Annotated in this window: 12 protein-coding genes; 9 read left to right on the plus strand and 3 right to left on the minus strand. The window is 46.8% G+C overall.

Going from position 1 to position 12,682, the window contains the following annotated elements; translation table 11 throughout:
- The first annotated feature begins 1 nt into the window (after position 1).
- The 8 genes from FE394_RS01775 to FE394_RS01810 are packed head-to-tail and all read left to right on the plus strand — an operon-like array spanning position 2 to position 7,577.
- Positions 2-424 carry an acyl-CoA thioesterase gene (locus FE394_RS01775; RefSeq protein WP_319924686.1) on the plus strand — a complete coding sequence of 141 codons (423 nt, stop codon included), beginning with the start codon at positions 2-4 and terminating at the stop codon, positions 422-424.
- The gene (locus tag FE394_RS01780; protein ID WP_419836287.1) at positions 421-1,044 is read left to right on the plus strand and encodes a LolA family protein; all 624 of its coding nucleotides are present in this window, start codon (positions 421-423) and stop codon (positions 1,042-1,044) included. The genes FE394_RS01775 and FE394_RS01780 overlap by 4 nt, the downstream gene beginning before the upstream one ends.
- Complete coding sequence (locus tag FE394_RS01785) at positions 1,016-3,340, plus strand: MMPL family transporter (RefSeq protein ID WP_319924687.1); 2,325 nt, start codon at positions 1,016-1,018, stop codon at positions 3,338-3,340. The genes FE394_RS01780 and FE394_RS01785 overlap by 29 nt, the downstream gene beginning before the upstream one ends.
- Positions 3,337-3,909 carry a DUF3261 domain-containing protein gene (locus FE394_RS01790; RefSeq protein WP_319924688.1) on the plus strand — a complete coding sequence of 191 codons (573 nt, stop codon included), beginning with the start codon at positions 3,337-3,339 and terminating at the stop codon, positions 3,907-3,909. Before FE394_RS01785 ends, FE394_RS01790 begins: the two co-directional genes overlap by 4 nt.
- A 3-nt stretch (positions 3,910-3,912) precedes the next feature.
- Positions 3,913-5,079, plus strand: a complete 1,167-nt coding sequence (locus tag FE394_RS01795; RefSeq protein WP_319924689.1) for a beta-ketoacyl-[acyl-carrier-protein] synthase family protein — start codon at positions 3,913-3,915, stop codon at positions 5,077-5,079.
- Positions 5,079-5,597 (plus strand): hotdog family protein, encoded by a 519-nt coding sequence (locus tag FE394_RS01800; protein ID WP_319924690.1) that lies wholly within the window; start codon positions 5,079-5,081, stop codon positions 5,595-5,597. The genes FE394_RS01795 and FE394_RS01800 overlap by 1 nt, the downstream gene beginning before the upstream one ends.
- Position 5,598: 1 nt before the next feature.
- Entirely contained in the window at positions 5,599-6,330 is a 732-nt protein-coding gene (locus FE394_RS01805; RefSeq protein ID WP_319924802.1) for a 3-ketoacyl-ACP reductase FabG2, read from the plus strand.
- Positions 6,327-7,577 carry a beta-ketoacyl-ACP synthase gene (locus FE394_RS01810; RefSeq protein WP_319924691.1) on the plus strand — a complete coding sequence of 417 codons (1,251 nt, stop codon included), beginning with the start codon at positions 6,327-6,329 and terminating at the stop codon, positions 7,575-7,577. The genes FE394_RS01805 and FE394_RS01810 overlap by 4 nt, the downstream gene beginning before the upstream one ends.
- Before the next feature lie 307 nt (positions 7,578-7,884).
- Here FE394_RS01810 and FE394_RS01815 read toward each other — a convergent pair whose 3' ends face one another.
- The 3 genes from FE394_RS01815 to FE394_RS01825 form a co-directional block, all read right to left on the minus strand.
- On the minus strand, positions 7,885-8,016 hold the full coding sequence (locus FE394_RS01815) for a hypothetical protein (protein ID WP_319924692.1): 132 nt from the start codon (positions 8,014-8,016) through the stop codon (positions 7,885-7,887).
- Positions 8,017-8,045: 29 nt separating this feature from the next.
- The gene (atzF, locus tag FE394_RS01820; protein WP_319924693.1) at positions 8,046-9,863 is read right to left on the minus strand and encodes an allophanate hydrolase; all 1,818 of its coding nucleotides are present in this window, start codon (positions 9,861-9,863) and stop codon (positions 8,046-8,048) included.
- Between the two features lie 293 nt (positions 9,864-10,156).
- Complete coding sequence (locus tag FE394_RS01825) at positions 10,157-10,981, minus strand: HNH endonuclease (protein WP_319924694.1); 825 nt, start codon at positions 10,979-10,981, stop codon at positions 10,157-10,159.
- A 474-nt stretch (positions 10,982-11,455) separates the two neighbouring features.
- On the opposite strand from FE394_RS01825, the gene FE394_RS01830 reads away from it, so the two are divergent.
- The gene (locus FE394_RS01830) at positions 11,456-12,607 is read left to right on the plus strand and encodes an MFS transporter (protein ID WP_319924695.1); all 1,152 of its coding nucleotides are present in this window, start codon (positions 11,456-11,458) and stop codon (positions 12,605-12,607) included.
- The last annotated feature ends 75 nt before the right edge of the window (positions 12,608-12,682 follow it).

The following is a 12,682-nucleotide window of genomic DNA, read 5'->3' on the forward strand; positions in this document are numbered from 1 at the left end:
AATGCTGACTGATCACCGTTTTACAGCCGAGGTTGAATTAACCGTGCCATTTCATGATGCCGATCCGATGGGCGTTGTTTGGCACGGGAATTACTTCCGCTATTTTGAAATTGCCCGTGAAGCGCTGATGAACCAATTGAATTATGGTTATAGTGAAATGCGTGAGTCAGGGTATGTCTGGCCCGTTGTTGATGCTCGAATCAAATACCGTTCATCTGTCCTGTTCGAACAAAAAATACGCGTCAGGGCCACCATTGAAGAATTTGAAAACCGCCTGAAAATCGCCTATCAGATTTTTAATGCCGCAAGTGGCCAAAAAACAACGATGGGTTATACCATCCAAGTCGCAGTCTCTGAAAAAACACAAGAAATGAGTTTTGTCAGCCCGGACGTTCTCTTCGAATGCATGGGGATCAAACCATGAAAAAATGGCGGTGGATGCTGTTATTCCTGACAGCCGGTTTTCTGGCAATCAATAATGTGGCACATGCCATTACTCTTGATGAACTACAACAGCGGTTCGCGCATCAACCGATTGTCCGGGCTAATTTCACACAGGTGCGCCAAATTCAGGGAATGCCTCAACCTCTGCATTCCAGCGGTGAGATGTTGGTTTCACAGCATAAAGGCTTGTGGTGGCATCAGCAAAAACCATTCCCGCTGACACTGGTACTGGATGACAGCCGTATGGTACAAGTCATGCCGGGACAAGCGCCCCAAGTGATCACTGCGGATTCCAATCCACAACTGTTTCAGTTCAACCATTTGATGCGGGCACTATTTCAGGCAGATCAGGTCGTATTGGAAGAGAATTTCAAAATCGAATTCGACGATCTGGGACAGGAAAAATGGCGTTTGATTCTGACACCCAAAACCTCTCCTTTGGACAAGTTGTTCACAGCGATTACCCTGAATGGTCAAGCTAATCTGAATGCGATTCTACTGACTGACCGTCAAGGAGATCACACTGAACTCTCTTTTACCCAACACCGACTAACGCCAGAGGCGCTGAGCAATGAAGAAGAACAACACTTCAAATTCTGAGCCGCGCCTGCTGGCATTATTCTGGTTACTTATATTCGGTATCCTGCTCATATCACTGGCTGCGTTGTTACCTCAGTCTCGTTTGTCCACCAGCGTACTGGCGTTACTTCCTGCCCAAAGCGCAGGAGATATGCCACCCGCATTACAAGACGAGTTTATGCAACGCCTTGATCGCCAACTGGTGTGGATGGTCAGTCCGGGGAAAAAAGAAGATCCCGCACCTGCCCGATATTGGTTAGAACACCTGCAAAAAACACCGTTTCTGTCCAAGATCAAAGGGCCAATGACGGCAGACCAGCAACAAGCATGGGGACGTTTTTACTATGAACACCGTAATGCGATGCTTGATCCTGCCACCCGTGACAGATTGAAGGATAATGGCAATCAGCAAGCAAACTGGATACTGTCTCAGGTTTATTCCGCATTTTCCGGTGTCAGTGGGCAAGAGCTCAGTCATGATCCCTTAATGCTGGTCAGAGGCTCACAACTGGCGCTCCAGCAAACATCCAGCCAATTGCGGCTTCAGAATGGCTGGTTAGTTGCCAAAGATAATGCCGGAAAAAGCTGGTATCTGCTCCACGGAGAACTCAACAACTCCTCCTTTGATATGCAGCAAGGGCATCATGCCGTTACTGAACTGAATAAGTTACAGCAATCGCTGAAAACGCAGTTTCCTGATGCCGAAGTGATTTCACGGGGAACCCTGTTTTACAGTGATTACGCCACGCAGCAGGCAAAGCACGATATTTCGACATTAGGTAGCGCGACAGTCTTTGGCGTATTTTTGCTTATCTATGGCGTTTTCCGCTCCCTGAAACCGTTGTTGTTGTGTCTCCTGTCAATCAGTATCGGCGCGTTGGCCGGAACTGTGGCGACCTTGGGGATTTTTGGCGAACTGCATTTCATGACGCTGGTAATGAGCATCAGTATCATCGGTATCTCTGCTGACTATGCCATTTACTATCTGACAGAGCGCATGGTTCATGGGCAGGAAGTTACGCCGTGGCAGAGTATGCGGAAAGTTTTACCTGCTTTATTGATGGCCTTAGCGACAACCGTCATTGCCTATTTGATCATGATGTTTGCGCCCTTCCCCGGCTTGCGTCAATTAGCGGTATTTGCCGCCGCCGGACTGACAGCTTCCTGCCTGACTGTCGTTTGCTGGTATCCCTCATTGGCTAAAAACCTGCCGGTACGCCCGATCCCGGCCATGATTACGCTAATGCGCTGGTTGGCTTTGTGGCGACGCAATAAACGGTTTTCTATGGGACTGCCCGCAATCTTGGCGGTTTTTGCCATACTGGGGATCTCCCGTTTGCAGATCAATGATGATATTGCCCAGTTACAAGCTCTGCCACAGGATATCCATCAGCAGGAACAACGCATCGCAGCACTAACCGGACAACGCAGTGATCAAAAATGGTTCGTTGTTTACGGCGATAATGCGGAGCAAACATTGCAACGACTGGAATCCTTTATTCCTAAGCTGGATGCAGAAAAACAACAAGGAAACATCAGCCATTATCAGCGCCTGCCTCTCTCTTCCCTCGCCCAACAGCACAGGGATCTTGAACTGGTCAAGGCTGCCATTCCTAATATTATGGCTCGTCTGACAGACGCAGGACTGACAATCAGGCAGCCGGATATCCTTCCCATGACTGTCATGCCCGATGACTGGCTCAACAGTATCGTCAGTGAAGGTTGGCGCCTGATGTGGATAACGCTGCCGAATGGTCAAAGCGGTGTCCTGCTCCCTGTAAACGGCGTGAAAAACAGTGTGATGATGCGTCAATTGGCTGAAGAACAACAAGGTGTCAGTTGGGTCGATCGCAAACTTGCGTTTGATGAAATGTTCCAATTTTATCGCACTATGCTTGGCTGGCTGCTGGTCGGTTCAATCATGTTGATCGCTGTCAGCTATATTGCGCGGCTGGGCCTGCGCCGGGGCATTGTCAGTATATTGCCGTCACTGCTGTCCCTCGGGTGTGGACTGGCGGTTCTCGGCTTTAGTGGTCATAGCCTCAACCTGTTCTCAATTCTGGCTCTGGTTCTGGTACTGGGTATCGGCATCAACTATACCCTGTTTTTCAGTAACCCACGCGGCACACCGCTGACCTCTTTATTGGCGATCAGCGTGGCAATGTGTACTTCATTGCTTACGCTGGGTATGTTGGTATTCAGTAGTACCCAAGCAATCAGCAGCTTTGGCATCGTGTTATGCAGTGGGATCTTTACCGCATTCCTGCTATCCCCGTTAGCCATGCCTGAACGCCAAAAAAGGAAAAGGAAATCATGATACGGTTATTCATTCTATCCCTGATTTGTCTGCTGGCAGGATGTACGAGCTTCCTGCAAAGTATCCCAAGTCATTCGCCCAGTGCGTGGCTGAAACCGGGTGTCCGTGTTTCACTGCCAGCACCAACCATCACACCAGCGATTAATGAACAGCAACTGCTGACAGCCACAATGAAAGGCAAGCAGCAGTCATTGATTGTGCTGCTTAGTGCCAATGAACAACATCTGTCACTGGCCGGACTCTCTTCATTGGGCATCCGGCTATTTAAACTGGATTATGACCAAAACGGTATTCATGCCGAACAATCCATTGTTCTGCCTGAGCTTCCACCAGCCAATCAAGTATTGGCCGATATCATGCTCAGTTACTGGCCGATTTCCGCCTGGCAACCCCGGTTACCTGCTGGCTGGATGCTCAAAGACAGTGGAAATCTCCGCCAACTGCATGATAAGGATGGAAAATTAATCACGGAAATTCATTATGATACCCCAAATGGCAAACGACGCCCGATCCGCGTTCAACAGTTCATTTTTGGTTATGACATCGCCATTCAGCATCTGGAAGAGTAGGACATGATTTATATTTCAGCCGTGGGTATGCTCAATGCCTTGGGTAATAATGTGGATGAGATTGCACAGAATCTCGTGCTCGGTCAGGCACCCGGTATGTATGAGCGTTCTGGTTGGCTACAACCCGATAAAACCTGCTGTCTGGGAGGTGTTGACGGTGAATTGCCTGCAATTCCTGAATCTCTGTTTAAACACAACTGTCGCAATAACCGTTTACTGCTGGCTGCCTTGATGCAAATAAAGCCACGCGTAGACGAAGCCATCGCCCGACATGGACGGGAACGTATCGCAGTGATTATGGGAACCAGCACGTCTGGCCTTGACGAAGGTGACAAACATGTCAGCCGAACCCATCATCAACAGCCGGATGAGCACTACCACTATTACCAGCAGGAACTGGGCGATCCTTCCCGTTTCCTTGCCAACTATCTCGGCATTGACGGGCCGGCATTTACCATCTCTACCGCTTGTTCATCCAGCTCACGCGCAATTATCAGTGGTCAGCGTCTGATTGAAATGGGCATCGTCGATGTGGCGATTGTTGGTGGGGCAGATACCCTGAGCCGTATGCCCATTAATGGATTCAATAGCCTTGAATCACTTTCTCCTTCACTGTGCGAACCATTCTGTGAAAATCGGCAAGGCATTACCATTGGTGAAGCCTCAACGCTAATGCTTCTGACGCGAGATCCCCAACCTGTTGCACTGCTGGGTGCGGGAGAATCCAGTGACGCATGGCATATGTCAGCCCCTCATCCCGAAGGAAAAGGTGCTATCGAAGCTATCAATATGGCATTGGACAACGCGGGACTCTCTCCGGCAGAAATCGGTTATATCAACCTGCATGGGACCGGCACAAAACTCAATGACCAGATGGAATCCCTCGTCATCAATCAGATTTTTGGTGAAAACACACCATGCAGTTCAACCAAGTATTTAACGGGCCACACGCTGGGAGCGGCGGGCGCATGTGAAGCCGCTCTCTGCTGGTTGTTGCTTACACGTAACCTGCCTCTGCCAGCACAGGATTTTTCACGTTCAGGCGTTGATGCGTCTCTGATGGATTGCGGACTACTCAGCCAACCACAGCCACTGGAAAAACCGATTATGATGTCGAACTCTTTTGCGTTTGGCGGGAACAATACCAGCCTGATATTGGGAGTCGCATAATGACTGACTATTTATCGGTAGACAATTCTTTGCCAACAGAACATTTACCAACAGAACATTTACCAGCAAAAAACTATCTCCCGCATGAAGCGCCGATGGTGTTACTGGAAAAAATTATCAGTGTTTCCGGTGACCATGTTCATTGTCAGGTCACCGTCAGCAAAGATGGCGTTTTATCTCCCTTTCTTAACGGAGAAGGCCACTTGCCGGGCTGGTTTGCCATTGAAATCATGGCGCAGACCATTGGTGTCTGGTCTGGCTGGCATCGCAAAGAAAGAAAAGAAGAAGATTCAGCGTTGGGCATGTTACTGGGCGGGCGGGCTATGCGATGCCAAGTTCCCGTTTTCAGGCAGGGCAGCGTACTGGATATTCATATGAATTTATTACTACAAGATGAAAAATTTGGCAGTTTTGAAGGTGAAATCAGTTGCAGGGATACTGTACTCGTGACAGGCCGCCTGAACACCTACCAACCTAACAAAACAGAACTCACACAACTAATAAACAGGATGGAGTAGCATAATGCGTTCAGTTCTAGTGACCGGTGCCAGCAAAGGGATCGGCAGAGCAATTGCCTGTCGGCTGGCAGCCGATGGTTTTACTGTCATCGTGCATTATCACCGCGATGCTAAAGGTGCGGAAGAAACACTGGAACAGATCCGGGCAAGCGGAGGCAATGGCCGTGTGCTGAACTTTGATGTTTCAGATCGCACAACCTGCCGTGAAGTGCTGGAAAACGATATCGAAACCCACGGTGCTTACTATGGCATCGTCTGTAATGCCGGAATAGCCAGAGACGGCGCTTTTCCGGCATTGGAAGGCAGTGACTGGGACAGTGTCATTCATACTAATCTGGATGGTTTCTACAATGTCATCCACCCCTGCGTCATGCCAATGATCGGCTTGCGTCAGGGTGGACGCATCATCACCCTGTCATCGGTTTCTGGTTTGATGGGTAATCGTGGACAAGTCAATTACAGTGCCGCTAAAGCGGGCATTATCGGGGCAACAAAAGCGCTGGCAATCGAATTGGCGAAAAGAAAAATTACTGTCAATTGCATTGCGCCCGGACTGATTGGCACGGACATGATCCAAATGGAAGAGGCGGCTCTGAAAGAAGCCATGAATATGATCCCGATGAAACGCATGGGACAAACCGATGAAGTTGCCGGGCTGGCCAGCTATCTGATGTCTGATATTGCAGGATATGTGACCCGTCAGGTGATCTCAATCAACGGAGGGATGCTATGAGCCATCAACATAAGGAAACCTCCCGCAGAGTCGTTATCACGGGAATGGGTGGCATCACCGCATTGGGGCACGACTGGCAATCTGTCTCCGCTGGATTGAAAGCCGGTATCAACACCGTTCAACAAATGCCGGCATGGGCAGAATATGACGGGCTTAATACCCATCTCGGCGCGCCTGTCACGGATTTCATTTTACCCGAGCACTATACCCGTAAACGCATTCGCTCCATGGGACGGGTATCCCTGATGTCAACACGTGCCACAGAGTTTGCCTTGGAGATGGCTGGTTTACTTGGCGATCCGGTACTGACCAACGGAGAAACGGGCATTGCCTATGGTTCATCGACCGGCAGTACTAAGCCAGTCAGCGAATTCGCGACCATGCTGACGGAAAAGCATACCAACAACATCACAGGGACGACTTATGTGCAGATGATGCCACATACCACTGCCGTCAATACGGGACTGTTCTTTGGTTTACGTGGCAGGGTGATCCCAACCTCAAGCGCCTGTACATCGGGCAGCCAGGCGATTGGTTATGCATGGGAAGCAATCCGTCATGGCTATCAGACCGTGATGGTAGCGGGTGGTGCCGAAGAGCTATGCCCATCCGAAGCGGCGGTCTTTGATACGCTGTTCGCCACCAGCCAGAAAAACGATCTACCCAAAACCACTCCTTCCCCATTTGATGTTAATCGCGATGGACTGGTAATTGGTGAAGGTGCAGGCACATTGGTCCTTGAAGAACTGGAACATGCTAAAGCACGTGGCGCCAAGATCTACGGCGAAATCATCGGATTTGCAACTAACTGTGATGCATCCCATATCACTCAGCCCAAATCAGAAACCATGCAGATATGTATTGAAATGGCACTGAAATCGGCGGGTTTGCAGCCAGCGGATATTGGTTACATCAGCGCTCACGGAACAGCCACCGATCGGGGAGACGTTGCTGAAAGCCAAGCCACGGCCAATATATTTGGCAACCAGACGCCGATTTCTTCACTGAAAAGCTATTTCGGCCATACACTGGGAGCCTGTGGAGCGCTTGAAGCATGGCTGAGCCTTGAAATGATGAATGAGGGCTGGTTCGCGCCGACCATCAACCTCAATGCAATTGATCCCGCCTGTGGCGAGTTGGATTACATCATGCACCAACCGCGTGAAATCCAGACTGAGTTTATCCAAAGCAATAACTTTGCTTTCGGTGGAATCAATACCTCAATTGTGATCCGTCGCTGGAATTAATTCGGGGTTTTAAAATCGCTGATAATAACGATTAAAGGCCATCGGGTGGTTAACCCGAATGGCCTTATTATGCTCTTCACAAGGTTGGCAACCTCGGTTTTAGCACGACACTTCTCAACTAACTATAATCAGTCTACTGCCTTGAGCTAATTAAATCAGATTTTGCATTAGAATCCACTGTCTTGCGGTAGACAAAAATAACCCATAATCAACGTATTAAATAAATTAGTTAGAATAGTAGGTAGATAAAAATAAAAAACAGAAAAATAAAAAAAATCACTTAGAATCTAATTAAAAAAGAATTCCCCTATTTCATCCAATCACAGGCGAATATTTCTTTTTCAGCCCATTTCAGCCCATCGGATTTAGAAGCCGTGTTGCGTATCGCACTGGCGTTCTCCGGTGTGCCTGTATTGTGATGGGTATGGGCAACGATCAATTTCTCCCCTGTTGGCGATCAATACAGTCTTAAACCTCTTTTTTCTCCTGACTGATAATCCAATTCCGCCAGCCGCCGAATTCAGTAATATCCGTTGCATCTTTCAGTCCATCCGGCTCACAGATAAAACCTTTTACCCAGCGGCCATCCGCCAATTCAAGTGAACCAATACCGAGCGGAGCTGGGATCTCAGCAACAAACTCACCAAAACGTGAAAGGGGGATATCCCAAAGTTCGATGTTGATTGCTGCACCATCAGAAGACCGCACTAATCCCGGTTTAGCTGGCTGCGTATTAGCAAGCGCGTACAGCCGATAACAGCGAGCTGTTTGTGTGTCTTCGATAAACACGGCATTGCGATCGATTAACTGGTTGTTCAGCAGCATCCCCCGAAAGTAGGCTCCAGCCACAGCTAAGCGAACATGCTGATCGGAATCAGGTAATGTTGCTCCTGATTGATAAGATGCCTGTTCGTGAAATGATTGTCCCGTTGCACCGAGTGGTAAGGCAAGGTGCTGCTGCCAACGCAGGCCGAATGATGCGAGCGCGCGATCGTGCCAAGCTAGGGCGAGTAAAGTAATGCCCGCAGGCAAGCCATCGACACGAAAAGGTGCGGGTAAGGCAAGCGCAGAAAGGTCGGCGAGATTAGTGAAATTTGTATAGATACCAAACTCGGAGTTGTAGCGGATCGGTTCTTGTTTAATTTCCTCAATAGTTCTTATCGTCGGTGACGTTGGAACCACAAGAGCATCAAACTTAGCCAGTATGTTCCGGATTTTCCGTGTCAATTCTGCCCGCAGATATTCAGCTTTAAACGCTTCAACGGCACTGTAATTGCTACCACTGGAGATAATTTGGTGCACCACAGGCTCCATGTCTTCCGGACAGTTCAATATGTCTCCCACGACAGTCGTCCGCTCGGCAACCCATGCACTTTGATAGAGTTGTTCAGATAACTGCTTAAAAATAGAAAAATCAATTGGTTGTAAAATAGCTCCGGTGGCTCTCAGCTCATCCAGAGCATTCAGCCATGCGTCTTTGGCAAGAGGATCTCCACAAAAGTGAGGATGTTCAGGTATGGCGAGACGTGGATTTTCTGGCAATTCCGCTGGAGCAACCGCCGGATTGGTACGGGAATAGGCATCATTTTCATCAAACCCACCAGCAAGATTAGCCACCAGAAAAGCATCTTCCACAGTCAGGGCAAAAACTGACAATGTATCGTTGAGTTGGCAAGCGGGAACCACGCCTTGCCGGGAAATCCAGCCTTTGGTCGGCTTTAATCCGACGATATTATTGAAACCGGCAGGCACACGCCCGGAACCGGCTGTATCAGTTCCAAGAGCGAATGGTACGAACCCCCTCGCCACGACGGAAGCAGAACCGGAGCTGGAACCCCCACTGACATAGGCGGCATTAAAACTATTTTTGACTGCGCCAAAAGGGGAACGAGTTCCGGCCAATCCGGTAGCAAACTGATCCAAGTTGGTTTTTCCTATGACGATCGCTCCAGCGGCTTTTAATCTGGCAACCGCAGTAGCATCACCGTCAGCGATATATTCAAAGGCCCGGCAGGCGGCGGTGGTCGGCCAGCCAGCAACGTCAATATTGTCCTTAACCGCAAAAGGTACGCCAAACAGAGGAAATTCGTCAGGATTACTCTGGTAAGACGGCAGAATTTTATCAATCTGGGCTTGTAATTGTTCTGGCGTAGCAAGATAAATCCAGGCGTTATCATCGGGCGCAAAAGAATCCAGGTGCTGTTGCAGTAACATAAAAAGCGCGGCTATATCTTGCTGTATCCGACCTTGCCAGAATTTCAGGGTATAACCCATTATTGGTGTCATGCTGTTAAACTCCAATTGGTATACAGAATGGATTTTATACAGCAATACATATGCCAGAGTTTTAACCTGCTGCTTTTTAATTAATTAGCAGAAGCAAATGCGTCATGGCTTAATGGATTGCACAATGATGGTTCATGCTTTGGGCTATATTTGAACCATAATGGTGCTTATTTTTTGGCGGAATTTTTAAATAAAACTGTTGGTTAGACCAAATACCTCATTCAAAATCCTACTATGCATTTCAAATGCCTATTTGCTCCTATTTAACACACTTAAATTAGGATATTTTATTTTCAGATAATTAAGTTCATCACTCGTTGAGTCAATTGTCGTTTATCTTCTTCCGCATCCAAAATATGCATCTTTTTATGACAATTCGGACATAGGGCCACAGTATTTTCGATAGTATCGGCACCACCTTTTGAAAGCCATACAATGTGATGTGTTTCTAGATAAGGCTCACCTCGTTCGTTACAAAATGGCGCAGGTGATAAGCAAAGCTGACAAATACCTTTTGCTACACGTTTAGCATACTCTGTGATACAAGCATTACGCTCATATCGAACAGAATACTGAATAAAACTCCCTGATTTTTTGCTACCACGCCTAATGCATTGTTTTAGTTCATCATTACTGAGCTTTCTTGCCCTATTTGTTTTTTGCATACACAGTGTATAAATGTCAGATTCTAAGACAATATGTTCACCTTTAATCAACTTTACCGGAAACACATAAACTAAACGATCATTCCCATCAGCATCAGGTTGTTGCTCAGTATAAGGATCATCAACTAATTCAATTTTACCTACGTAGGTATATTCTTTATCCTTGAACACCTCAAAAAGATGAACTTTGACACCATTGCTCTTTGATTCCGCTAAAGTTCGATTTTGAGCAAATGTCAGAGTCTGATCCCCTTTAGTACCCATTCCAATATAATGTAGGGTTTTGCCCTCCCATCGATCGCCATAAATTGACTTTACGTGATTAGAAATAATGACTAAGGTATTGGTTCTATACGCACGACGCATCCCACCTTGTGGACTACAAGCGAAGGTGTTACAAAGCAACTTATTATCAAATTTTTCACCTGGTTTTAAGTTGTCTATTTTGTTCATTCAGGTTTCTCCAGAAATTTTAACGATGATGAAAAACATCATTTGAACAAACGCATATCACATAATGATGTAGATAACATCTTGAAATAGTTAACAAGATAACGATAAATCTAAAATTTATTGTAAGCACTAATTAAATTAATTTATTGATAAATCGTTCACTCCTTACATTGCTTTTACCTAAATATCTGTAATAACTGGTAAGTATTTTCTAAAAAAATGCAAATAATTACTTTTCTGTTATATCTCCTCCCTTCATAAATATTTTCATTCATGAGTATCAGTTTTTCTCGTTGTATCTCTCTATTATAAACGGCTATAGTCCGCACCACTCAAGGTTATCGAGTGACTTACCCACTGCTTAAATCACTAAGATATATTCCAATTCTTGGCATATGTCTCGGGTGCCATTCGGCAAAATCTTGATGAAAAGCAGCGCATTTCTGGTTGATTCTTTATGTGGAGACGACAGTAGTGAAACTGCTGCGCAACAATGACAGTGCATTTGTACCTGTCACAGGCTTGACTGTTTTTGCAATTGCTTCCGGCTATCTAATGAGCTTAATTCCTTTATCAATGGCAAGTTTTAATATTGATACGATTTATGCCAGTTGGTTAGCCAGTGCTTATTATGGCGGTCTGTTGATAGGCTCAGTGATGATTGAACCTGTTATTGCAAAAATTGGCCACCGTCTTTCATTTATTGTTTTTTTGTTGCTTTTATCAGTAACCGTTATTGCATTGCCGTTTTTCCCCAATAAAGAAATATGGCTGTTTATTCGCTGTATTGCCGGTATAGCCGTTGCCGGGATTTTTGTCGTGGTCGAATCTTGGTTGCTGATTGGTGATAATCCTAAAGAACGCGCCAAGCGCCTGAGTTTTTATATGACATCACTCTATGGCGGAACAACCATAGGTCAGTTGTTAATTGGGGCAATTGGTACTCAAGGGATGATCCCTTTCATTGCGATTTCGGCTCTGCTGCTGTTAGCGGTTCTGCCCCCATTACTTATGCGTCACGGGCAACCTCCTGCCCTCAATCATCAAAGTCTGTCACTGAGAAAAATGACTCAATTCAGCAAACCAGCCATTGTCGGATGCATGACATCAGGAGTCGTCATGGGCACAATTTATGGTCTGATGCCTTTATCGATGAGCCAGAGTCATTTCAGTGCTGATCAAGTGGGTGTATTAATGGCTGCCATTATTTTGGGCGGTATGATCATACAACCTATTGTCAGCAAGCTGTCTGTCATCATGAGTAAAACATTCCTATTGGCAATGGTTTCATTGCTGGGCGTGTTTGCTGTGGGAATAACGTATCTCTTTGAACACTACATCGTGATGATTGTGGCACTGGCGCTTTTAGGAATGTCATCTTTTGCGCTGTATCCCATCGCCATCACGCTCGCCTGTGACAAGCTGGATTCCTCCTATATCGTGGCAGCAAGCCAAGTTATGCTGTTGAGCTACAGTATTGGTTCAGCCATTGGCCCATTGGGAGCAGGGCGTTTTATGCTCCAACATAATGGATTGATGAGTTTCTTCTTTATTGTCTTGCTGGCAACCGCAATTTATATGCTGTTGGCGAGTTTGCGCCGTAAAGACAGGGTATTGGCAAGCTAAAAAACAACCTGATACGCCGCCAGTCTGTGGCGTATCACTCCACTAAATCAGTGGTGCATTTTAGCCCCTTTCTAT

The sequence above is a fragment of the Xenorhabdus littoralis genome, from assembly GCF_033949345.1.
Classification (GTDB): Bacteria; Pseudomonadota; Gammaproteobacteria; order Enterobacterales; family Enterobacteriaceae; genus Xenorhabdus; species Xenorhabdus littoralis.

What these genes read in the sequence shown, in the direction of transcription:
- FE394_RS01775 (WP_319924686.1), top strand. Translation starts at nt 2, where the DNA reads ATGCTGACTGATCACCGTTTTACAGCCGAGGTTGAATTAACCGTGCCA.
- FE394_RS01780 (WP_419836287.1), top strand. Translation starts at nt 421, where the DNA reads ATGAAAAAATGGCGGTGGATGCTGTTATTCCTGACAGCCGGTTTTCTG.
- FE394_RS01785 (WP_319924687.1), top strand. Translation starts at nt 1,016, where the DNA reads ATGAAGAAGAACAACACTTCAAATTCTGAGCCGCGCCTGCTGGCATTA.
- FE394_RS01790 (WP_319924688.1), top strand. Translation starts at nt 3,337, where the DNA reads ATGATACGGTTATTCATTCTATCCCTGATTTGTCTGCTGGCAGGATGT.
- FE394_RS01795 (WP_319924689.1), top strand. Translation starts at nt 3,913, where the DNA reads ATGATTTATATTTCAGCCGTGGGTATGCTCAATGCCTTGGGTAATAAT.
- FE394_RS01800 (WP_319924690.1), top strand. Translation starts at nt 5,079, where the DNA reads ATGACTGACTATTTATCGGTAGACAATTCTTTGCCAACAGAACATTTA.
- FE394_RS01810 (WP_319924691.1), top strand. Translation starts at nt 6,327, where the DNA reads ATGAGCCATCAACATAAGGAAACCTCCCGCAGAGTCGTTATCACGGGA.
- atzF (WP_319924693.1), bottom strand. Translation starts at nt 9,863, where the DNA reads ATGACACCAATAATGGGTTATACCCTGAAATTCTGGCAAGGTCGGATA.
- FE394_RS01825 (WP_319924694.1), bottom strand. Translation starts at nt 10,981, where the DNA reads ATGAACAAAATAGACAACTTAAAACCAGGTGAAAAATTTGATAATAAG.